The organism is Burkholderia sp. ABCPW 14, from assembly GCF_001523835.1.
GTDB lineage: Bacteria > Pseudomonadota > Gammaproteobacteria > Burkholderiales > Burkholderiaceae > Burkholderia > Burkholderia mayonis.
Window position 1 is genome coordinate 17,099 of sequence record NZ_LOVS01000111.1, and the last position, 21,102, is coordinate 38,200.

General features: G+C 68.5%; 17 protein-coding genes. 6 read left to right on the forward strand and 11 right to left on the reverse strand.

Going from position 1 to position 21,102, the window contains the following annotated elements; genetic code table 11:
* Positions 1-64: 64 nt before the first annotated feature.
* On the reverse strand, positions 65-688 hold the full coding sequence (gene mog, locus WS62_RS16535) for a molybdopterin adenylyltransferase (protein WP_082721027.1): 624 nt from the start codon (positions 686-688) through the stop codon (positions 65-67).
* On the reverse strand, positions 666-1,265 hold the full coding sequence (gene yjgA, locus WS62_RS16540; RefSeq protein ID WP_331460077.1) for a ribosome biogenesis factor YjgA: 600 nt from the start codon (positions 1,263-1,265) through the stop codon (positions 666-668). The genes mog and yjgA overlap by 23 nt, the downstream gene beginning before the upstream one ends.
* A gap of 144 nt (positions 1,266-1,409) precedes the next feature.
* Here yjgA and pmbA point away from each other — a divergent pair, with 144 nt between their 5' ends.
* A complete protein-coding gene (gene pmbA, locus WS62_RS16545) occupies positions 1,410-2,780 on the forward strand; it encodes a metalloprotease PmbA (RefSeq protein WP_066572715.1) in 1,371 nt (456 codons plus the stop codon).
* A 140-nt stretch (positions 2,781-2,920) separates the two neighbouring features.
* Here pmbA and WS62_RS16550 read toward each other — a convergent pair whose 3' ends face one another.
* The 3 genes from WS62_RS16550 to WS62_RS16570 all read right to left on the reverse strand — a co-directional run bounded on the left by WS62_RS16550 (position 2,921) and on the right by WS62_RS16570 (position 7,807).
* Complete coding sequence (locus WS62_RS16550) at positions 2,921-3,424, reverse strand: dihydrofolate reductase (protein ID WP_066572718.1); 504 nt, start codon at positions 3,422-3,424, stop codon at positions 2,921-2,923.
* 216 nt (positions 3,425-3,640) lie between these two features.
* Complete coding sequence (locus tag WS62_RS16555; RefSeq protein ID WP_156441017.1) at positions 3,641-5,437, reverse strand: sigma-54-dependent transcriptional regulator; 1,797 nt, start codon at positions 5,435-5,437, stop codon at positions 3,641-3,643.
* A gap of 1,857 nt (positions 5,438-7,294) precedes the next feature.
* Positions 7,295-7,807: a hypothetical protein gene (locus WS62_RS16570; RefSeq protein ID WP_231748322.1), complete on the reverse strand. Its 513-nt coding sequence runs from the start codon at positions 7,805-7,807 to the stop codon at positions 7,295-7,297.
* A gap of 384 nt (positions 7,808-8,191) precedes the next feature.
* Here WS62_RS16570 and WS62_RS16575 point away from each other — a divergent pair, with 384 nt between their 5' ends.
* Entirely contained in the window at positions 8,192-9,577 is a 1,386-nt protein-coding gene (locus WS62_RS16575; protein WP_066572737.1) for a sigma-54 dependent transcriptional regulator, read from the forward strand.
* 56 nt (positions 9,578-9,633) lie between these two features.
* Positions 9,634-10,605 carry a thymidylate synthase gene (locus WS62_RS16580; protein WP_066572738.1) on the forward strand — a complete coding sequence of 324 codons (972 nt, stop codon included), beginning with the start codon at positions 9,634-9,636 and terminating at the stop codon, positions 10,603-10,605.
* Between the two features lie 100 nt (positions 10,606-10,705).
* On the opposite strand, the gene WS62_RS16585 is transcribed toward WS62_RS16580, so the two are convergent.
* Together WS62_RS16585 and WS62_RS16590 are read right to left on the reverse strand one after the other, a co-directional pair.
* Positions 10,706-13,303 carry a DUF6600 domain-containing protein gene (locus tag WS62_RS16585; RefSeq protein WP_066572739.1) on the reverse strand — a complete coding sequence of 866 codons (2,598 nt, stop codon included), beginning with the start codon at positions 13,301-13,303 and terminating at the stop codon, positions 10,706-10,708.
* Between the two features lie 160 nt (positions 13,304-13,463).
* On the reverse strand, positions 13,464-14,174 hold the full coding sequence (locus tag WS62_RS16590; protein WP_066572741.1) for an ArsR/SmtB family transcription factor: 711 nt from the start codon (positions 14,172-14,174) through the stop codon (positions 13,464-13,466).
* A 235-nt stretch (positions 14,175-14,409) separates the two neighbouring features.
* Here WS62_RS16590 and WS62_RS37455 point away from each other — a divergent pair, with 235 nt between their 5' ends.
* Together WS62_RS37455 and WS62_RS16595 are read left to right on the forward strand one after the other, a co-directional pair.
* Entirely contained in the window at positions 14,410-14,550 is a 141-nt protein-coding gene (locus WS62_RS37455; RefSeq protein ID WP_197422857.1) for a hypothetical protein, read from the forward strand.
* Between the two features lie 136 nt (positions 14,551-14,686).
* Positions 14,687-15,193, forward strand: a complete 507-nt coding sequence (locus WS62_RS16595) for an acyl-CoA thioesterase (protein ID WP_066572743.1) — start codon at positions 14,687-14,689, stop codon at positions 15,191-15,193.
* Positions 15,194-15,578: 385 nt separating this feature from the next.
* Here WS62_RS16595 and fumC read toward each other — a convergent pair whose 3' ends face one another.
* The 3 genes from fumC to WS62_RS16610 form a co-directional block, all read right to left on the reverse strand.
* Positions 15,579-16,991, reverse strand: coding sequence for a class II fumarate hydratase (fumC, locus tag WS62_RS16600; RefSeq protein WP_066572746.1), 1,413 nt, complete (start codon positions 16,989-16,991; stop codon positions 15,579-15,581).
* 526 nt (positions 16,992-17,517) lie between these two features.
* Positions 17,518-18,912, reverse strand: a complete 1,395-nt coding sequence (locus tag WS62_RS16605; protein ID WP_066485365.1) for an MATE family efflux transporter — start codon at positions 18,910-18,912, stop codon at positions 17,518-17,520.
* Between the two features lie 123 nt (positions 18,913-19,035).
* The gene (locus tag WS62_RS16610; protein ID WP_066485599.1) at positions 19,036-19,257 is read right to left on the reverse strand and encodes an RNA-binding S4 domain-containing protein; all 222 of its coding nucleotides are present in this window, start codon (positions 19,255-19,257) and stop codon (positions 19,036-19,038) included.
* Positions 19,258-19,563: 306 nt separating this feature from the next.
* Between WS62_RS16610 and WS62_RS16615 the strand changes: the two genes are divergently transcribed.
* Positions 19,564-20,079, forward strand: a complete 516-nt coding sequence (locus tag WS62_RS16615) for a hypothetical protein (RefSeq protein WP_066572751.1) — start codon at positions 19,564-19,566, stop codon at positions 20,077-20,079.
* Positions 20,080-20,256: 177 nt separating this feature from the next.
* Here WS62_RS16615 and WS62_RS16620 read toward each other — a convergent pair whose 3' ends face one another.
* Positions 20,257-21,042, reverse strand: a complete 786-nt coding sequence (locus WS62_RS16620; protein ID WP_066572760.1) for a DUF4088 family protein — start codon at positions 21,040-21,042, stop codon at positions 20,257-20,259.
* Positions 21,043-21,102 lie beyond the last annotated feature (60 nt).

The following is a 21,102-nucleotide window of genomic DNA, read 5'->3' on the forward strand; positions in this document are numbered from 1 at the left end:
GCGGCGGCCCGCGCGTCGCGGTGCCGGGCCGGGGAGGCGGGCGGGCGTCGCGAGGCCGCGGCGATCACTTCGGCGCGCGCACCGCGCTTTTCGGCCGGAACGCCGCGCATACGGCCGGATTCGTCTCCGCGTAAGGGCCGCCGATCAGGTCGATGCAATACGGCACCGCAGCGAAAATGCCTGGCACGGCGACCTTGCCGTCGTCGCCGCGCAGCCCTTCGAGCGTTTCCTTGATCGATTTCGGCTGGCCAGGCAGGTTCACGATCAGCGCCGCGTGATCCGCGGTCTCGCGGATCACCGCGACCTGCCGAGACAGGATCGCGGTCGGCACGAAATTCAGGCTGATCTGCCGCATCTGCTCGCCGAAGCCCGGCATCTCTTTCGTTGCGACCGCGAGCGTCGCCTCGGGCGTCACGTCGCGGTGCGCGGGGCCCGTGCCGCCCGTCGTCAGCACGAGGTCACAGCCGGCCGTGTCGACGAGCTCGACGAGCGTCGCCGAGATCGTCGGCGCGTCGTCCTGGATGAGCCGCGTCTCGGCCCGCCACGGCGACGCAAGCGCCGACGCGAGCCACTCCTTCAGCGCGGGAATGCCTTGGTCCTCGTACACGCCGCTGCTGGCGCGGTCGCTGATCGACACGAGGCCGATCACGAGTTCGTCGGGAGGGTTACGCTTCGTCGTCGTCGTCATCGTCGGAAGAAGAGGAGTGATCGGCCGAATCGTCCGCGTCGCCTGCCGCGCCGCTCGCCGTCTTGATCCACTGGAACAGCTCGCGGAAGTAGCGGGGCGGCTTGCCCTGCTGCGCTTCCCTGCGCGCGTTGCGGATCAACATGCGGCCTTCCTGCACGTCGGCGCCCGGATGCTCGTGGATGAACGCGGTCAGCGCGTCGTCGCTCGCCAGCAACTGCTCGCGGGTGCGCTCGATCCAGTGCAGGCGCGCCGTCTCGGCCTTGTTGACGCCGCGCTGCGTGTCGAGCGCCAGCCGCAGCGCGGCCGTCTCGTCGGCGGAGAGCGAGCGCATGACGCGGCCGACATACTGGATCTGGCGGCGTTTGCCCTCATGATCGGTGATGCGGCGTGCCTCGCGCACGGCATCGGCGAGAACTTCCGGCATCGGCATGCGCTTGAACGCGTCCTTCGGCAACTCGACGAGGGCGACGCCCAGTTCCTGCAACGCGTGCATGTCGCGCTTCAGTTGGGATTTGCTCGGGCGATCGTAGCCGTGGTCGGCGTCCTCGATCGGTTGGATGCGGGTTTTGCGTGTCATGGGCGGCATTGTATCGCGGCGCGCACCGCACGCCGCGCATCGCGTTCGCGGACCCGCGTCGCCCGCGCCGGACCTTGCTATGATCGCGGAATACGCACATTTTGAAACACGCGGGCGAACCGCCCGCCACCGGATACCACGACGATGGCTGCAAACCTCGACGCCCAGGCGCACTATTTCCCGCACACGCAGGACGAACTGAAAGAAATCGCGACGGACATCCTCCGGCACGCGAAGGCGCTCGGCGGGACCGACGCCGCGACCGAAATCTCCGAAGGCGACGGCCTGTCGGTGTCGGTGCGGCGCGGCGAAGTCGAGACGATCGAGCACAACCGCGACAAGACGGTCGGCGTGACCGTCTTCATCGGCAAGAAGCGCGGCAACGCGAGCACGTCGGATTTCTCGCCCGCCGCGCTGAAGGACACCGTTGCGGCCGCGTACAACATCGCGCGCTTCACGGCCGAGGACGACGCGGCGGGGCTTGCCGAAGCCGAGCTGCTCGAAACCGATCCGCGCGATCTCGATCTCTATCATCCGTGGCGCATCTCGGCCGACGAAGCGGTCGACATCGCGCGCCGCTCGGAGGACGCCGCGTTCGCGGTCAGCCCGCAGATCCGCAATTCGGAGGGCGCGAGCGTGTCCGCGCAGCACTCGCAGTTCGTGCTCGCGACGTCGCGCGGCTTTCTTGCCGGCTATCCGTACTCGCGCCACTACATCGCGTGCGCGCCGATCGCGGGCAGCGGCCGCCACATGCAGCGCGACGACTGGTATACGTCGAAGCGACGCGCGGACGAGCTCGCTTCGCCCGAGTCGGTCGGCCGCTATGCGGCCGAGCGTGCGCTCGCGCGGATGGGCGCGCGCCGCCTCGATACGCGCAAGGTGCCCGTGCTGTTCGAGGCGCCGCTCGCGGCAGGCTTGCTCGGCGCGTTCGTGCAGGCGGTGAGCGGCGGCGCGCTGTATCGCAAGACGTCGTTCCTCGTCGATAGCCTCGGCAAAGAGGTGTTCGCGCCGCATGTGCAGATCGTCGAGGACCCGCACGTGCCGCGCGCGATGGGCAGCGCGCCGTTCGACGAGGAAGGCGTTCGCACGCGCGCGCGCAGCGTCGTGAAGGACGGCGTCGTCGAGGGCTATTTCCTGTCGACGTATTCGGCGCGCAAGCTCGGCACGCAGACGACCGGCAACGCGGGCGGCTCGCACAACATCGCGCTGAAGAGCGCGCTCACGCGGCCGACCGACGACTTCGACGCGATGCTGAAGAAGCTCGGCACGGGTCTTCTGCTGACGGAACTGATGGGGCAGGGCGTCAACTACGTGACGGGCGACTATTCGCGCGGCGCGGCGGGCTTCTGGGTCGATAACGGCGAGATTCAGCATCCGGTCGAGGAGATCACCGTCGCGAGCACGCTGCAGGAGATGTTCCGCCACATCGTCGCGATCGGCGCGGATTCGATCGTGCGCGGGACGAAGGCGACGGGCTCGGTGCTGATCGAGCAGATGACGATCGCGGGGCAGTGAGCGCCGCGATCGGTTCGATCGCGCAAAAGTAAAAAGCGCCACGGCAAGCCGCGTTTCAGAATGCTGACGAACCCCTCGTTTTTCGGAACGGGGCGTGTCTTTTGGGGTGTCCTTGTCGCGGCAGCGCGCCGCCGCCCGCGTCAACCGGCGCGCTTGCGGCGGTAGACGACGAACGCGTACGTGAAATCGTTCGGCTCCGCCGCGCGATGCGCATCGCGCGACACCTCTTCCCATTGCGCGGGATCGGGCGCGGGAAACGACGCGTCCCCTTCGAAGTCCTGGTCGATCTCGGTGACGATCAGCTTGTCCGCGTGCCGCAGGCCCTCCGCGTAGAGCTGCGCGCCGCCGATCAGGAACGCCTCGGCCGCGCCGTCGCGCGCCGCGAGGGCGAGCGCGCCGTCGAGCGACGTGACCGTGTCGCAGCCGTCGAAGCGCCGCGCGGCGTCGCGCGTGACGACGATGTTGCGGCGACCGGGCAGCGGCCGGCCGATCGATTCATGCGTCTTGCGGCCCATGACGATCGGTGCGCCCATCGTCGTGCGCTTGAAGAACGCGAGATCCTCGGGGAGTTTCCACGGAAGTTGGTTGTCGCGGCCGATCACGCCGTTGCGGGCGCGTGCGACGATCAGGGTCAGCGTCGTCATGACGGGAAGAAAGGATGCCGGAAGGGCACGATTCTACCGGATCGCACGGCGTGCGACGACGCATCGCTCGCCGTGCCTGCTTCGTTCGGCGCGCCGGGATGGGCGGCGTTTGCATCGCGTCGGTCCGAATGCCGCTTCGCGCGCTTCGCACGCGGCGGCGGACACCTCGCTCGCCGCGCGTCATGCGCCGTGTGCCGCGTGTGCGGAACGCGCGCGTCACGTGTGCCCGGCTTCGTCGTCGGCGTCGCCCGCGCCCGGCCGATGCGAGGCGCCCCATGACAGCTCGCGCAGCCCGTGCGACACCATCAGCCGATACAGCGTCGCGCGCGACACGCCGAGCTCGGCCGCCGCTTCCGTCAGGCGGTGGCGATGCCGCAGCAGCGACGCTTCGATCGTCTGGCGCTCGGCACGCTCGCGCGCTTCGGCGAGCGTCGTCGCCTGGCGCGTCGCGTATGGCGCGAGATCGAGATCGGCAGCCGATAGCTGGCGGCCGTCGGACATCACGATTGCGCGCCGGATCCGGTTGATCAGCTCGCGCACGTTGCCGGGCCACGGGTAGTTGTACATCGCTTCGATCGCGCACGACGTGAAGCCGCGAATCCGGCGCGCGCCGTCGCTCCTGAACCGATGCAGGATGTGATGCGCGAGGATTTCGATGTCCTTGCCGCGCGCGCGCAGCGGCGGCTCTTCGAGCTTCAGCACGCACAGCCGGTGAAACAGGTCCTCGCGGAAGCGGCCTTCGCGCATCGCCGTTTCGAGATCGACGTGCGTCGCGGAGATGATCCGCACGTCGACCGCAATCGACTCGTGCCCGCCGAGGCGCTCGATCTTGCCTTCCTGCAGGAAGCGCAGCATGCTCGCCTGGCTTTCGAGCGGCATGTCGCCGATCTCGTCGAGGAACAGCGCGCCGCCGTCGGCCGCTTCGACACGGCCGATCTTGCGCTGGTTCGCGCCGGTGAACGCGCCGCGCTCGTAGCCGAACAACTCGGCTTGCAGGAGCGTTGGCGGAATCGCGCCGCAGTTGATCGCGACGAAAGGCGCATTCGCGCGCGCCGAGCGCTCGTGAATCGCAACCGCCGTCAGTTCCTTGCCGGTCCCCGATTCGCCGGAGATGAACACGGCCGCGTCGGTTGCGGCCACCTTGCGGATCAATCGGAACAACTGCTGCATCGCGTCGCATGCGCCGACCATCTCGTCGCCCATCGCCTGGGCGACGTCCGCCGCGCCATCCAGATCGCACAGCGCGACCATCCCGTATGCGTGGCCGACAAGATAATCGATCGTCGCGTGCGGCGGCGGGCCTTGCGTGTAGTCGAAGCAGTACTGGCGAATCAGCCGGCGCACGTCGGGATCGTTGATGCGTGTGTCGCCCGCGAGTGCGATCCAGCCGACCTGCTGTTGCCGTAGCACCAATTCGAGCGTCGACAGCTCGCGCGGCGCGAAACCGTCGAGATCCGCGATCCCCGCCTGCGGCTGGTTCGGCTTCACACGACGCGCCGCTTCGGTCGCCGAGCGCGCGACGTGCACGTTCCAGTGCCGCGCGCGCAGATGTTCGACGAGCGTCGTGTCGGGCGTGCGCGACAGGTAGACGAGCGGGCGTATGACCGGCTCGTGCGCGGTCGGGCCGGTCGATGCGGCCGAGGGATGCGCGGCGTGACCAGGTGGCGTGCAATCGGAGTAGGGACGGAAGTCGTGCACGATGCACCTCTGCATGGATGTTGTTCGGAACGTGTCGGGGATGCGTAGCGCCGATGGCGGCTCGCGGCGCGTCGTATGCGTTGTCGGGCGCGATCGTCGCGATCGTCGCGATCGTCGGCGGATGCGTATCGAAGGGGCGATCGCGACCGAAGCGACCGAAGCGACCGAAGTGACCGAAGTGACCGAAGTGACCGAAGTGACCGAAGTGACCGAAGTGACCGAAGTGACCGAAGTGACCGAAGTGACCGAAGCGGGCGCGCGGCGCGGGGGGCGACGCCGGTCGGCTTGCGCTCGGCTCGCGCGCCGATGCGGCATATGCGCATTCGGTCGGGATGGGTTCGTGGCGTCGAGCGCGATGTGTGTCGCGTGGTGCACGGAAAACGTAAGCGCGCCGGCAGCGTCGTGTCGGCTGACGCGGGCGTGTTGCGTGGTCGTCGGCCGTGCCCGGCCGATCGCCGACCAGACGATCGAGCGTGCGCGCGCGCGACGCGCGGCGCGAACGCGGCGGCTGGCCGAGCGGGCGTCGGCGCAGTTTCCCCGGACATGTCGGTCCCCCCCGTTGCGTGTCGCGTTGCGGTCATGGCGGCGCGATGCGCATTCCCCCGTAAGTCGTCGACGGCTGCGTTTCAGCGCGGCGATCGCGAGTGATTGTCTTACCAGTTGCCGGCATCGCCGGCGGTCTTCGTTGCGATGCTGCCGATTGCGCTCGTCGCATCGCGGCGCACGCCCGACGCGACGAGTACGCTCGCTCGCCGCGCCGGGAAAACGGGCGCGACGATGCGACGTGTCGCCACGTGGTCGGCGTCGCGCATGCGTGGCGAATGTCTCGGCGTGTACGCCGAAGCCGAATCATTCGCGTTCGTCGAGACGCATGCCGCGCGACCCGGATCGCTTGGCTGAACGACGCGCTTCAATGCGGCGAACGAGCGGCCGTCATGCATCGAAGGCGCGTGTTGCGGATCGCCGAGACCCGAGTCGGTCGCGCGATTCGATGTCGACGTCGACGTCGATTCGTGCGCGTCATGCGGCGGATTGCCCGAACGATCGAACGACAAATCGACGAACGGCGATCGATATGCCGCGAGCGATGCGCGGCCTCGATCGGCGATGCGCGAGCGCAGTCGCGCATCGCCGGCGACATCGCGCGCGGATCGCGTGCGATGCGAATCGCAGTGACGGCGCATGCCGCACGAGACGCTCGACGCCCGCGTGATTGGCCGATCGTCGGCGGCCGTCGCGGCGAGGCCGTCGGGCGCTGCGTCGACGCGATCGGCATGCGCCACCCAGCGGGACAAGTCCGCGTGCGGCACGAGGCCGGTTGCTCCGTGTGGAGCGGGAGGGCGCGGCGAAGCGAACGCGGAACCGATTGCCGACGCAAGCATCGTCGCCGCTGCAACGAGTAGGCGCTTCATCAGACGCTCCGACATGGATGGATTCTTCTGCCCAAAAAGAGTGCCCGCCGGGGGACGGAGCACCAAAACGTTTGCCGTTGCATGAACGACTCCGGCTACCTGGACGACCTGGACGATTCCGATGAGATGCGCGAGCACGTCGCCGTGACGCAATGCCCGCTGCAATTCATGCCCCCCCGCCGACTGTCCCAGACTTCCGTGTTTAGGGACCGCCTCGGATAGTTCGCTATCCGAGGCGGTCTCCGCTTCGGCGCTCAGCGTGCGGGTTGCGACGCTGTGGCGCTGAAGACCTGCTGTGCCCGCATGCCGATGCGCGGGCGACGAACCCGGCGGGTTCGGCAATACGATGCATCCGGCGCTCGTCGTCGCATGCGATGCGCCGTTCCGAGCGAGACGGATGGAGATGCGTGAGTGCTTCGAACCGGGAAGAGATGCGGCGTCCGTGTTCCGCGCATCGGTTGCGCTCGTGCGGCGTGTCTGCGCGCGCGAGGCCGTGATGTCGTGATGATCGTGATCATCGCGAATATGCGACGCATGTCGACGCGCGACGCGCGATGCGATCGCCTGTGCGCAGGCCGCGCTGCCTGGAACCGCGCCCATCGGCTCGACGCACACGATTGCGGCGGCGGAACCGATCCGCAAGGCACGCAACGCGCGGCGCGACGACGGCTGCGAAGCGTCGGGCAGTACGGTCATCTCGTCTCCTCTTCGTATTGCGTGGTTTTGTCGCGGTGGGCCTGGCCCTTTGCATGTGAGTCCGTCATCGCCTCGTATAGCTCGCGTCGTTGCCTTGGACCATGCGCTGTGCGTCGGACGGCACGGGCAGCGGTGTCGGCGGCCCGATCTCGTCCCACAGCGTCACGGCCGAGCTGTGGTCGAAGAGCGGCGTCGGCGTCGCGACGGGAACAGGAGCCGCCATGCGCTCCCGCTGTCGCGCGAATACGCCGGCATCGACATGCACGAAACGCTCGATCCATTCGGTCGCGGCGATGTGCACGGGCGGCGTAACGACGTGCCGATATGTATCGTTTTCGTGCGCGATTACGACGAAAGGCGACAAAACCGCAAACAATGCAGCGAGCGCTGTGACGATGGGATGCGGTCGATAGGCAAGACAGGCGGCGATGCGCATGACGGCTCTCCGGTTTGTCGGTGATCGAGCGAAATGCATGCCACTGCGCGCAATCCATTGACTGGATGGGCTGCCCGAATGCGCGGACGAATCGGGGTACGGCCAAACGCGAGCAAAACGTTTCAGCTTTGAAACGGCCACTCGGGAATACCGCTGATTCAAAAATCGATGGGCTAATCTAATCTTCTATTCGAGCGCACGACGAATTAAGCAAATCGTTAAACACAGTCTTTCGGAATATCAGCAGAAGAATGCAATTGATTTGATGCAGCCGATGCTGAAAAAAGTTGGTTTAATTCATTTGCTTTGTCGTACGCTTGTCAGTAGGCTGAAGCAACACAGATCCGAAAAAGGGGCGGCCGTGACCACCGCCTTTGATTTTCGAGCCAAGCGTCGATCTACGGGGAACGCAGTTCCAGTGGAAGTGAAAAATGACGAGCCGAGTCCTTCTCGTAGGTCCCGGCTCGGTTCCGTCGCGCCCCTGTGCCAGGCCGCGCGACGCAAATCGATTGACTGGGTGGCGTCATGGATGTTGTGGCAAGGCATCTCATTTACTATTCCCATCGTCCGAATGCGGATCTGCAACGTTGTTTCGACCAGCATGAATGGCAGGTCGACGTTGTCGATTCGCCGCGCGAGATGCGGCGTTCCGCTGCACGAGGCGTGATCGCCGGCGGGTTGCTCGATTTTTCGTGCGGAGTCGGGGCCGCCGAATTGCGCGAGCTCGAAGCGAGTCTGAAGACGCCGAACGTCGGCTGGATTGCGATGACGCGACGGGGGCAGATGGAAGAAGAGGCGGTGCGCCGGCTCGTGCGCGATTACTGCTTCGACTACGTGACGGTGCCTTACGAGCGTGAGCGCATCGTCGAGTCGGTCGGCCACGCGTACGGGATGGTCACGCTGTCGGAAGGGCTCGCGCCCGCCGCCGCGACCGTGCGCAACGAAGGCGAGATGGTCGGCACCTGCGATGCGATGCTTGCGCTCTTCAAGATGATCCGCAAGGTCGCCGCGACCGACGCGCCCGTGTTTATCTCCGGCGAATCGGGGACCGGCAAGGAACTGACGGCGGTTGCGATTCACGAGCGCTCGGCGCGCGCGAATGCGCCTTTCGTCGCGATCAACTGCGGCGCGATTCCGCCGACGCTCCTGCAAGCCGAGCTGTTCGGCTACGAGCGCGGCGCGTTCACCGGCGCGAACCAGCGCAAGATCGGACGTATCGAAGCCGCGAACGGCGGCACGCTGTTCCTCGACGAGATCGGCGATCTGCCGTTCGAGAGCCAGGCGAGCCTGCTGCGCTTCCTGCAGGAGCACAAGGTCGAGCGCGTCGGCGGACATGCGTCGATTTCGGTCGACGTGCGGATCATTTCCGCGACGCATGTCGACATGCAGGTCGCGCTGCGCAACGGGCGCTTCCGCGAAGATCTGTATCACCGCCTGTGCGTGCTGAAGCTCGAGGAGCCGCCGCTGCGCGAGCGCGGCAAGGACATCGAGATCCTCGCGAAGCACATGCTCGAACGCTTCAAGGGCGATGCGCACCGGCGGCTGCGCGGCTTCACGCCGGACGCGATCGCGGCGCTTCACAACTACGCGTGGCCGGGCAACGTGCGCGAGTTGATCAACCGGGTGCGGCGCGCGATCGTGATGTCGGAAGGGCGCATGATCAGCGCGGCCGATCTCGAGCTGTCGAACTACGCGGAGGTCGCGCCGATGTCGCTCGAGGAGGCGCGCGAGAGCGCCGAGCGGCACGCGATCGAAATCGCGCTGCTGCGGCATCGCGGCCGGCTTGCGGACGCGGCGCGCGAGCTCGGCGTGTCGCGCGTGACGCTCTATCGGCTGCTCTGCGCGTACGGGATGCGCGATGACGGCAGCGCGCGCGCGAAGCGCGACGAGGACCTGCGTCGGGCCTGCTAGCGCGCGCCTTGCTAAAATGGCGGGCACGGCCGCTTTCCGCGGCCGGAGGAACCCGCATGAAACAGTATCTCGACCTCGTTCGCACCATTCTCGACGCCGGCGCCTGGCAAAACAACCGTACGGGCATACGCACGATCAGCATGCCCGGCGCGATGCTGCGCTTCGATCTGCAGCAGGGCTTTCCCGCCGTGACGACGAAGAAGCTCGCGTTCAAGTCGGCGATCGGCGAGCTCGTCGGTTTCCTGCGCGCAAAGCGCAGCGCGGCGGATTTCCGCGCGCTCGGCTGCAAGGTCTGGGACGCGAATGCGAACGAGAACGCGCAGTGGCTCGCGAATCCGTATCGTCGCGGCGACGACGATCTCGGCGACGTATACGGCGTCCAGTGGCGACGCTGGCCGGGCTACAAGGTGCTCGACGCGCACGCCGACGCGCAGATCGCCGATGCGACGTCGCGCGGCTTTCGCGTCGTCGCTCGATTCGAAGAGGACGGCGCGCGCAAGGTGCTGCTCCACAAGGCGATCGATCAATTGCGCGACTGCCTCGACACGATCGTGCGCGATCCGTCGAGCCGCCGCATTTTGTTTCACGGCTGGAACCCCGCGGTGCTCGACGAGATCGCGCTGCCCGCGTGTCATCTGCTGTACCAGTTCCTGCCGAACGTCGAGCGACGCGAGATCTCGCTGTGCCTGTACATCCGCAGCAACGACGTCGGGCTCGGCACGCCGTTCAACCTCGCGGAAGGCGCGGCGCTCCTGACGCTCGTCGGCCGGCTGACCGGCTACACGCCGCGCTGGTTCACGTACTTCATCGGTGATGCGCACATCTACGAGAATCAGCTCGACATGCTGAAGCAGCAGCTCGAGCGCGAGCCGTTCGAGAGCCCGCGGCTCGAGATCGCCGAGCGCGTGCCCGATTGCGCGAAGACGGGCAAGTACGAGCCGGAGTGGCTCGAGCGCGTCGAGCCGTCGGATTTCTCGCTCGTCGGCTATCGCCATCACGAGCCGCTGACTGCGCCGATGGCCGTCTGAGCGAACGAGCGGCGCGGGCGACGCGCCGCTCGTTCGTCGTCCGACCAACAAAAAAACCCGCGAATTTCGCGGGTTTTTTTGTTGGTGCCGGCCGGCCCGTTCATGCGTGCCGACGCTCGTCGCGATGTGCATCGAAGCCATGCTGCTGATCCGGACGCACCTGACGCGGAGGCTCCTGGCGCGGAGGCTCCTGGCGCGGAGGCTCCTGGCGCGGCGCGGGCGGCGGACTGTGCGGCGCGGCTTGCGGCGGCGGCGGCGCGGGACGCGGCTCCATCCGCGGCGCTTCCATGCGCGGAGCCGGCATCCGCGGCGCTTCCATCCGCGGGGCTTCCATTTGCGGACGCGGCGCAGGGGCGGGCGCGCGATATTCGTTGCGCGGCGCGGGCGGCGCGACTTCCTGGCGCGGCATTTCGCGCGGTGCGGCGCGCGGCGCTTCGGCAGCGCGCATTTCGTTGCGCGGCGCAGGCGAGCCCGGCTGCGGCTGTGCGCGCTCGGCGGGCTGCGGCGCGGCGTGCGTCGGCGTTGGCGTCGAACGGATCGGCGGCACTGCGTTCTGCGTCGGCGACCGGTAATTGAGCGGCGGATTCGGCGTGCCGCTCTCACGCGACTGGCCGCCGTTCGCGCGTTGCTGCCCGATCGGCGGATGCGGTTGTGTCCACGACGGCTGCGGGCGCTGCGCTTCGCCCGGCGCGCGTGCTTCATTGCGCGCGCCCGGGTTGTTGCCGGCCGCGGGCGGCCGCGGCACGCCGTTGTTGATCGACGGCGCGGCATTCGGCCGCATCGCGTTTTGCGGCCCGGCGGTCGCGCCCGGAACGACGGGCGCGTGCGGCGCGTTCGGCTGCGCGACGCCCGGCTGCGGGATACCGGGACGCGCGATGTTCGGCCGCGCGGCATTCGGCTGGGCCGCATTCGGCTGCGGCATGTTCGGCTGCGGCCGTTCGCCCGCACGCGCGGCCGGATTGCCGACGCCGCCTTGCGGTCCGCGTCCTGGCTGCGCGACGGGCGCATGCGTGTCGACGAGTTGCACGTTGCGCATCGCCCAGCGGTTCGGCGCGCCCGTGTTTTCGGGCGAGCGCACGGGCCGCATCGCATAGTTCGGCGGCACGGCGGTCTTCACGACGGGCGCGCCCGCGCCCGGCACCCGCGCGCCGCTTTGCGCGAGATGCGCGGCGAGCTTGTCGCGATACGCGGCCGGCACGACCGGGTTGCGCGTCGCGACGATCGAGCGCTGCTGGGCGGCCGCGGGCGGCCGGTACGCGGCGCTGCGCAGCGCGCCGTTGAAGCTCTGCCGCACCGGTGCGACACCGGGCGCGCCCGAGCCGATATGCGCGTTGCGCCATTGCTGCGGATCGACCTTCTGCGCGAAGCGCGACACCGGCTGCCCATGGACGAACGCGGTCGCGGGCACGGCCGTCACCGCGTTCGGCGCACGGAAGTTCACGTACGTGTTGTGGATGTTCGTGATGTTCGTCACGTTCACCGTCTTGTTGACGTTGATGTTGTTGACGTTGTTCACGATCACCGTCTGGTTCACGTGCTGGTAGTAGTGCGGGCTCCAGCCGCCCCAGCTCGGCCGCCACGGGTCGTGCGGGCCGAGCGGGAACCATGCGACGCCCGCCGCCGCGATCCCGCCGACCGCGAGGCCCACGCTCCAGTCGAAGCCGCCGCCGCCTCCGCCGACGAACGCGACGAGCGCAGGCGCGTAGCACGGCGGCGCACTGACGACGAGCGGGCCCGGCACCCATGCCCACGAGTCGTCGACATACGCCCAGCGGCCGTAGTGGTACGGTGCGAAGCCCCACGGCTCGTCGTCGACCCAGGTCCAGCCCCACGGCGCTTGCCAGATCCAGTGGCCGGTGTGGTACGGCGCCCAGCCGGCGGGCACTGCGCTCGGCACCCACACTTCGCCGTAATCGGGGTCGTCGCGCCACGTCCCGTTTGCGTCGAGATCCTGGTAGCCGGGGACTTCGCGCGACACGTAGCGGGCCGTCACCGAGCGTTCCTCGGCGGCGTCGCGGCTCGCGGCCCAGTCGTCGAGACCGTCGGGCGGCGGCGCGGCGCCCGTGTCCGCGACCTGCAGCCCGGTGCCCGTGAAGACGACCCGCTGGCCGGCCGATACCGGCATCTGCGTGCCGTCGCCGTAGACGGTCGCGCTGCCGCGCCGCACGCTGACGGTCGTGCTCGAGCCGTCGGGTGCGACGTCGACGCGGTAGTCGCCGGGGGCGCCGACGGCGAGCGCGAGGTTCGGCGTGTCGATCTCGTACGACGTGCCGGGCGGCAACTCGCGCACGTGCGTCGACAGCGTGCCGAGCGGTACCTTGAGCTGCGTGTTCGTGTCGTCGAGATTGAGGATCGACAGGCTCGTCGACTGCCCGAGGCGCACCGCGGTCGAGCCGATGTGCAGCTCGGAGCGCGCGCCCGAGTCGTTCCACAACTGGTCGCCCGTCGTGAGCGGGCGGTTGACGGCCGCGTACGACCAGTCGCTCGCGCCCGCGGGCTCGGTCGTCACGGCACCGGACAAGTAGTTGAGGCGCGCGACGCGGCTCGGCGGATCGCCGCCCGTTTGCCGGGCGACGCCGGCGGGCGGCGCGTCAACGGCCTGAGCGATGGCCGGCGGCAGCGCGGCGAGCGTGGCGAGCGCGATGAGCGTGTGACGGGCGATGCGCGAAAGCGCAAGCGGATTACGAGCGGCAAGCATGGTCATCATTGTCTCTGTTGTGTCCGGCGTGGCACGCGCCGTATGAGTCCACTCTATCCGCTTGGCATGTTTCAGAGACGGTCGTTTTGTTATGTGATTTGACGTGCTGTAACAAGACTTGTCGGCGCACGGGAATTCGTCAGAACGATGAAAGCGCGCGTCATTCACCGGTAAGCAGCGCGTCGAATTCGCGCTGGCCGGCGGGCGTCACGCGCAGTACGCGCGGCTTGCCCGCGTGCTCGATCCAGCCGTGCCGGCAGAAGCTGTCGAGGAGCGCCGCGCCGAGCGCGCCGCCCAGGTGCGGACGGCGCTCGCTCCAGTCCGGGCACGTGCATGCGAAGCGGCGGCGCTTCGCGCGCTGGCCGCCGACGTCGATGCCCCATTGCGCGAATTGCGCGGCGCCCGCGGCGGTCGCGTCGAGCGCGCCGTTCGCCGTCGCAAGCCAGCCGCGCGACATCAGCCGTTCGAACACCTGCACCGCGAGCTCGCCCGCCATGTGGTCGTAGCAGGTGCGTGCGTAGCGCATGTCGGGCGGCACCGTGCGCGCCGGCTGCGGGGTCGGGCGCTGTGGCGCAGCCGCCTGCGCGACGTTCGCGAGCGCCTCGATCGCCGCGGCGATGTCGGGCGACGCGATCCGGTAGTAGCGATGGCGGCCGCGCACGTCGAGCGCGAGCAGGCCGCCGTCCGCGAGCCGCGCGAGATGCGCGCTCGCCGCCGACGGCGACAGCCCGGCGATCATCGTCAGCTCGCCCGCGGGGCGCGCGCTGCCGTCCATCAGCGCCCAGAGCATCGCGGCGCGTCCGGGGTCGGCGAGCAGCGCGCCGAGGCGGCTCAGGCCGGGAAAGTGGTGGTGGCGATCGGAAACGGACATCGTCGGACCTCGGAGGGGAGATGGCTTCGAGTGTAGGCGCGGATCGCATTCGATGTTTCAGTTCGGGGCGAAATATCGAATGCGATCCGCTGTGTGCGTGGCTGCGCCGCGCGCTTTAGCTCTGACTTTCGTTTCGGCTTTCGCGCCCGCGACGGCGGCGCGCGTAAAATGCGACGTCCGATGATTCGTCGGCGCGCCGTCGCGGCACGCCGGCCGCTCGATAATGCTTCCTGCGATGAAAACGCTTGTTGCAACCCTCATTGCCGCCATCCTCTGCGCGGGCTGCGCGTACGGCGGCGCTGGCGTATCCGGCGCCGGCACCGGCCGCATCGAGATGTACGGCACGATCGATCAGGGCGTGACGATCCGCAACTGACGGCGCGACGCCGAAAGCGGGCAAGCGCCGCTCCCGCGCCGCGCGCGTGGCCCGCATGGCGGGCGCGGCGCTATGTCGCAGCGCAACGTATAATCGTCTCCTTTCCCGCCACGCCGCAGAACTGGAGCCAGCCGAGATGCCCGCCACGCCCCCCGCGCCGCTTGATCGCACCGAGACCGTTTTCCGCTTCCTCGCCGAGCCGACGTCCGTGAACTTCGGCGGCAAGGTGCACGGCGGCGCGCTGATGAAATGGATCGACGAGACCGCGTACGCGTGCGCGGCGATCTGGTCGAGCCGCTATTGCGTGACGGTGAGCGTCGGCAACATCCGCTTCCAGCGGCCGATCCTCGTCGGCAATCTCGTCGAGCTGAAGGCGCGCGTCGTCGCGACGGGCCGCACGAGCATGCACATCCACGTGTCGGTGCACGCGGGCGATCCGAAGGGCGGCGTGCTGCGCCAGACGACCGATTGCCTCGTCGTGTTCGTCGCGGTCGACGAGAACGGCAACCCGGTGCCGGTGCCGCCGTTCGAGCCCGTTACCGACGAGCAGAAGCGGCTCGCGCAATATGCGATGGACGTGCGGAGCGCGCTAGACAAGATCGTCGAGCTCAAGCCCGAGGAAGTCGCGAAAGGGGAAGTGTGAGCGCGTATCGGCGTTCGTCGCGCGTCCGAACGGGCGCGTGAACGCGGGACGCCGGGCGCATCGATGCGAAGACGCCGCGATCGCTCGCGGCGTTTTTCGTTGGCGACGGCGAGGCGCGATGCGATGGGCGATGCAGCATGCGAAGCCTGCCGCGCCGCACATGTGCTGCTTGTTGCCCGAAGGCGCTTGATTGCGTGTCGCGAGCGGGAGCGAGATTGCAGGGCCGATCCAAGCAGCGTTCGAGCGGTGACGATCAATCAGCGACGATCGAGCGGCGACGATCGAACCCGGCATCCGCCCCCGACCTGCCGCCGCCGCGCTCGAATATCGCAAGCACGCGCGACATCGGCCACGTCAACCGCCGGCCGTGCGTCGCGCGTCGTCGTCAGTCCTTGCCGACCATCTTCTCCGGCCGCACCCATTCGTCGAACTGCGCTTCGGTCACGTAGCCGAGCGCGAGCGCGGCGGCCTTGAGCGTCGTGCCTTCCTTGTGGGCCTTCTTCGCGATCTGTGCGGCCTTGTCGTAGCCGATGTGCGGATTGAGCGCCGTCACGAGCATCAGCGATTCGTTCAGAAGCGCGTCGATGCGCGGGCGATTCGGCTCGATGCCGACCGCGCAGTGATCGTTGAAGCTCTGCGCGCCGTCCGCCAGCAGCCGCACTGATTGCAGCACGTTGTGCGCGATCATCGGCCGGAACACGTTCAGCTCGAAATTGCCGCTCGCGCCGCCGAAGTTCACCGCGACGTCGTTGCCGAACACCTGGCAGCACAGCATCGTCACCGCTTCGGACTGGGTCGGATTGACCTTGCCCGGCATGATCGAGCTGCCCGGCTCGTTCTCCGGGATCGACAGCTCGCCGAGCCCGCAGCGCGGGCCGCTCGCGAGCCAGCGGATGTCGTTCGCGATCTTCATCAGGCTCGCGGCGACGGTCTTCAGCGCGCCGTGCGCGAACACGAGCGCGTCGGCCGCGGCCATCACTTCGAACTTGTTCGGCGCGCTGACGAACGGCAGCCCGGTGAGCCGGCCGATCTCGGCCGCGACGCGCGCGGCGAACCGCGGATGCGCGTTGAGCCCCGTGCCGACTGCCGTGCCGCCTTGCGCGAGCTCGTACAAATGCGGCAGCGCCGCTTCGACGTGGCGGATCCCCTGATCGAGCTGCGCGACGTAGCCGGAGAACTCCTGGCCGAGCGTGAGCGGCGTCGCGTCCTGCAGGTGCGTGCGGCCGATCTTCACGATGTCGGCGAACGCGGCCGCTTTCGCGTCGAGCGTCGTGCGCAGCGTGCGCAGCGCGGGCAGCAGATGCGAGACGATCGCGCGCGCGGCGGCGATGTGCATCGCGGTCGGGAATACGTCGTTCGACGACTGGCCGCGATTGACGTCGTCGTTCGGATGCACCTTGCGGCTCTCGCCGCGTTCGCCGCGTTCGCCGCGTTCGCCGCCGAGCAGCTCGCTCGCGCGATTGGCGATCACTTCGTTCAGGTTCATGTTCGTCTGCGTGCCCGAACCCGTTTGCCAGACCGCGAGCGGGAATTCGTCGGGATGCCGGCCCGCGACGATCTCGTCGGCGGCGGCGATGATCGCGCTCGCCTTGTCTTGCGCGAGCACGCCGAGCTCGAGATTGACGGCGGCCGCCGCGCGCTTGATCAGCGCGAGCGCGTGAATCAGCTCGGGCGATTGCTTCTCGGTCGAGATCTTGAAGTTCTGCAGCGAGCGCTGCGTTTGCGCGCCCCATAGCCGGGCCGCCGGCACTGCGATTTCACCGAACGTGTCGCGTTCCATCCGTACTGCTTCGCTCATGATTGCTCCTTCGGAAGAGGGGGCGCCGCGCGGGCGCGACGCAATGCGCATGCGGGGACGGAGCCGTTCTCGCGACGGCGTCCTTAGACCGCAAAGCATAGCGCCGCGCGCGATTTCGTGCCGCGTCGCGCGTCATCGGAGATCGATGCGTGGGGGAATCCGGGGAGGGCGGTGCGCACGAGCGTCGCGACGTTCGCCATTGCGTGACGAACGCAAGTCGCGGCGCGTGCGGCGCAGGGCGGGCACGGTCGCGCCGCATGGCGCGGCACGAGGGGAGGGCGAACTCGATGCCCGGTGACGTCCATCGATTTTTCGACGCGTACGCAATCCATCGTCACGACTCGATTCGATGGCGACGACGGGCGCGGGGGCGCGCGTCGGTTGATCCGCGACGCGATGGTGCGCGATCATCCCGCAACGTCCGGCGAAACCGGCATATGACGGCTCGCTGCTCCGAACGACCGCTTATGCGGTCCATTGTCGTCGTGTTCGTCCGCGCCGACGCCGAAGCGCGAACTTCAGGCGCTCAGGCGCCCGCACGCGCGCCGAGCGCCGCGCTCTTCCGATGGAACCGCCACGTCATCAGCGCCGCGACGCTCGCGAGCCCGGCCGCGAGCCCCCACCACAGCCCGCGCGCGCCGAGGCCCGCGTGGAACGCGAACCAGTAGCCGGTCGGAAAGCCGATGCCCCAATAGCCGAGCGTCGCGGCGAGCATCGGCACGCGCGTGTCCTTCAGGCCGCGCAGGCAGCCGGAGCCGACCGTCTGCATCCCGTCGACGATCTGGAACACGGCGGCGATCCCGAGCAGCGACGTCGCGAGCGCGACCGTGTGCGCGTTCGCGGGATCGTCGAGCTTCAGATAGAGACCGACGATCGCATGCGGCGCGACGATCAGCGCGAGCCCCGACAGCGACATGAACGCGATGCCGAGCCCGAGCGCGACGAAGCCCGCGTGCCGCGCGGCGATGGGCGCGCCGGCGCCCGCCCAGTAGCCGACGCGCACGTTCGCCGCCTGACCGATCGCGAGCGGCACCATGAACGCGACCGACGCGACGTTGAGCGCGATCTGGTGCGCGGCGAGCGACGACTCGCCGAGCACGCCGACCGTCAAGCCCGTCGCGAGGAAGAGCGTCGACTCGACGCCGTACGTGATCGCGACCGGCCAGCCGATGCCGAACAGCTCGCCCATCAGCGGCAGCCGCGGCCGCGTGGCGGCGACGAAGTGCTTGAACGTCGGCCGTCCGTGCAGCAGCGCGACGAGCGTGAGCGCGGTGAGCCAGATCGTGATCGACGTCGCGGTGGCGGAGCCGAGGAAGCCGAGCCGCGGCAGCCCGAATGCGCCGTGAATGAGGCCGTAGTTGAGGAACGCGTTGATGCCGACGCCCGCGAGCGACACCCACAGCAGCCGCTTTGCGGCGCCGATCGCGGGCAGGAACGAGCGCATCAGCCCGACGCCGATCAGGCTGCCGGGCGCCGCGAAGCGCAGCACGGCCGCGTATTCGCCGACGTTGCGCGCGAGCGTCTCGGGCTCGCCGAACGCGCGCAGCAGCGGTTCCGCGAACGACAGCAGCACGAACGCCGGAAGCGCGAGCAGCAGCGACAGCGCGAAGCCCGTCCAGTAGATGTGCGGCACGCGATGCTCGGCCTTCGCGCCGCGCGCGTGCGCGACGCTCACGCTGACCGACGTCAGCACGCCCTGCAGCAGCGTGACGACGACGAAGAACAGATTCGCGCCGAGGCCGCCCGCCGCGAGCGCGTCGGGGCCGAGCGAGCCGAGCAGCACGGTGTCGGTGACGCTCATCGCCATTTGCGAGAGTTGCGCGATCGCGAGCGGCGCGGCGAGGCGCGCCGTATCGGCGGCATGACGGGACAGGGTGGGCGGCGGCGCGGCGGCCGCTCGCGTGAAACCGGTAGGCGACATGGGACGCGTTCGCACGGGCGGCCTGCCCGCGCATTGCTTATTTTTGGGAAACGATCAGCTTACGAGTTTCCGCGAGCGCTGTCGATGAGGCCCGCCGATGGCCTTACGGCGGACAAGGGCTCGCTACGGCGCGTCGTGCACGGCGATGCGCGTGTCGCCGAACAGTACGACCTGGCCCGCGCGGATCTTGCAGGTCTTGCGCAGCTCGACCGCGCCGTCGACCGTCACGGCGCCGGACGCGACGATCATCTTCGCCGAGCCGCCGCTGTCCGCGAGTCCGGTGAGCTTGAGCAGATTATGCAGTTCGACGAATTCGCCGGTCAGCGTGAAATCCAGATTGGGCATGGCAGTGAAAACGGGAAAAGAGAGCGCGCCGCTCGACGGCGGCATCGCATCATAAGCGAAGCGCGGCGCTCGCGGTGTAAGGTCGGCGTCAAATGTTTTCAGGGTTGCGCGCGTGCGAAGCCGTCGCATGTAAGCGAGTGTGTCGAACTCGTCAGCAATTGAAACGGTGGGTAACAGTTGTCGAGAACGGCGAACCGCGAACGAAATCGGCCGGTCTGTACACGGACTCGCTGCATGTTGCGGCGGGCCCATAGCGGCGACCTTCGAAGGTAAGCCGTTCCAACGACTTTGTTGAGGAGAATTGCAATGTCCAAGATTCGTGCAATGCTGATCGGTGCCGCGGTGGCGGCAATGGCGACGACCGCTTTCGCGCAGACGGCCGGCGTGGCGACGCAAGGTTCGGTCGGCGGCTCGGCCGGCGTGCTCGGCCAGCAGGCGGGCGCAAGCGCGCAGCTGAACGCGGGCGGCGACGTGGCGGCATCGCCGGAAGCGGCGGCGAACGCCGCCAAGCATTCGGCGAAGAAGCACGTGAAGCACGCGAAAGCCAAGGCCAAGGCGAAGGCTGACGAAGCGGCCGAAGTCGGCGCCGATGCGAAGACGAAGGCGAGCGGCATGGCCGACGACGCGACGAGCGCGGCGGGCAACGTCGTCAATGGCACGACGAGCGCAGCGGGCAACGTCGTGAACGGCGCGACGAGCGCGGCCGGCAATGCGGTCGGCGGCGTTGCGGGTGCGGCGGGCGGTCTCGCGAAGGGCGTCGCGGGCGGTGCGAACGGCTCGCTGTCCGTCAACGGCGGCGTGAAGGCCGGCGCGAGCCAGTAAGCAAGCGTTGTCGGCTGGCGCGCGGGTGGTTCGCCCCGGAAGGCCCGCCCGACGCGCCGAGCACCGACCGATGGACGACGGCCCGGACCGCATCATGCGGCCCGGGCCGTTTCGTTTGTGCGGTTCGTTTTCGTTGCGCGCATGCGAATCTGCGCGACTCGGCGAGCGCGCCGCGCGTTATGGGCGGCGCCGGCCCTGCGGCTGCGACGCATTCTGCGCGCCGCGCGCGGGCGTCGCGACCATGAACACGCTGCGCAGCCATGCGGCGATCCGCGTGAAGACGTCGTACGGCTCCTCGATGAAGATCTCGGGCTTCAGGAGCCGCAGGTATTCCATGATCTGCTGCGCTTCCTGCTTCTGGAACGAGCCGTGCGCGATGCCGAGCCTGAGCAGGCCGCGCAGCTCGCCGAGCTTTTCGCGCGCGACGCTGCCGACGTTCATCTCGCACGCGAGCTTCGCTTCGTACACGCGTTGCCGCAGCGATTCGGCGAGCCGCCACGCGGGCGTCTGCATCCGTTCCTCGAGCGTCTGAATGTCGGTGACGGCCGCCTTGATCTGTGCGGCGAGCGGATCGACGAGCGCCGCGTCGCCCTGCGCGCCGGATACGACGGCGGCCGCCCAGTCGCGGCACGCTTTCGCGAGCTCGTCGGGCGTCCATTCGGAACGCGACGCGAAGCCGAAGCCGAATTCGCTCGCCTGCCGGATCAGGATCGCGAGGACATCCGGAAACTCCTTGTCGAGCGTGCGCTTCGCCCACGCATACTGGCCGCCTTGCAGCAGCCGCTGCACCGCGTGCTCGGTGAGCGGCACCATGCTGTCGAGCAGCTTCGCGCGCAGGAAATCCTCGAACGACGGCGTGACGAATTGCGGATCGAGCTTGAGCGACACGCGCACGAACGCGTCGAAGTCTTTGCGCAAGGAAGCGACGGTGTCGTCTTTCAGGGTGAGAGTGATCTGGCCCATGTCTATCTCGATGCTCGATGCCGGTCGGCTTGACCGGCGCTTTCGCCCGCGCACAGCCGA

What these genes read in the sequence shown, in the direction of transcription:
- mog (WP_082721027.1), bottom strand. Translation starts at nt 688, where the DNA reads ATGACGACGACGACGAAGCGTAACCCTCCCGACGAACTCGTGATCGGC.
- yjgA (WP_331460077.1), bottom strand. Translation starts at nt 1,265, where the DNA reads ATGACACGCAAAACCCGCATCCAACCGATCGAGGACGCCGACCACGGC.
- pmbA (WP_066572715.1), top strand. Translation starts at nt 1,410, where the DNA reads ATGGCTGCAAACCTCGACGCCCAGGCGCACTATTTCCCGCACACGCAG.
- WS62_RS16550 (WP_066572718.1), bottom strand. Translation starts at nt 3,424, where the DNA reads ATGACGACGCTGACCCTGATCGTCGCACGCGCCCGCAACGGCGTGATC.
- WS62_RS16555 (WP_156441017.1), bottom strand. Translation starts at nt 5,437, where the DNA reads ATGCCGCATCGGCGCGCGAGCCGAGCGCAAGCCGACCGGCGTCGCCCC.
- WS62_RS16575 (WP_066572737.1), top strand. Translation starts at nt 8,192, where the DNA reads ATGGATGTTGTGGCAAGGCATCTCATTTACTATTCCCATCGTCCGAAT.
- WS62_RS16580 (WP_066572738.1), top strand. Translation starts at nt 9,634, where the DNA reads ATGAAACAGTATCTCGACCTCGTTCGCACCATTCTCGACGCCGGCGCC.
- WS62_RS16585 (WP_066572739.1), bottom strand. Translation starts at nt 13,303, where the DNA reads ATGCTTGCCGCTCGTAATCCGCTTGCGCTTTCGCGCATCGCCCGTCAC.
- WS62_RS16590 (WP_066572741.1), bottom strand. Translation starts at nt 14,174, where the DNA reads ATGTCCGTTTCCGATCGCCACCACCACTTTCCCGGCCTGAGCCGCCTC.
- WS62_RS37455 (WP_197422857.1), top strand. Translation starts at nt 14,410, where the DNA reads ATGAAAACGCTTGTTGCAACCCTCATTGCCGCCATCCTCTGCGCGGGC.
- WS62_RS16595 (WP_066572743.1), top strand. Translation starts at nt 14,687, where the DNA reads ATGCCCGCCACGCCCCCCGCGCCGCTTGATCGCACCGAGACCGTTTTC.
- fumC (WP_066572746.1), bottom strand. Translation starts at nt 16,991, where the DNA reads ATGAGCGAAGCAGTACGGATGGAACGCGACACGTTCGGTGAAATCGCA.
- WS62_RS16605 (WP_066485365.1), bottom strand. Translation starts at nt 18,912, where the DNA reads ATGTCGCCTACCGGTTTCACGCGAGCGGCCGCCGCGCCGCCGCCCACC.
- WS62_RS16610 (WP_066485599.1), bottom strand. Translation starts at nt 19,257, where the DNA reads ATGCCCAATCTGGATTTCACGCTGACCGGCGAATTCGTCGAACTGCAT.
- WS62_RS16615 (WP_066572751.1), top strand. Translation starts at nt 19,564, where the DNA reads ATGTCCAAGATTCGTGCAATGCTGATCGGTGCCGCGGTGGCGGCAATG.
- WS62_RS16620 (WP_066572760.1), bottom strand. Translation starts at nt 21,042, where the DNA reads ATGGGCCAGATCACTCTCACCCTGAAAGACGACACCGTCGCTTCCTTG.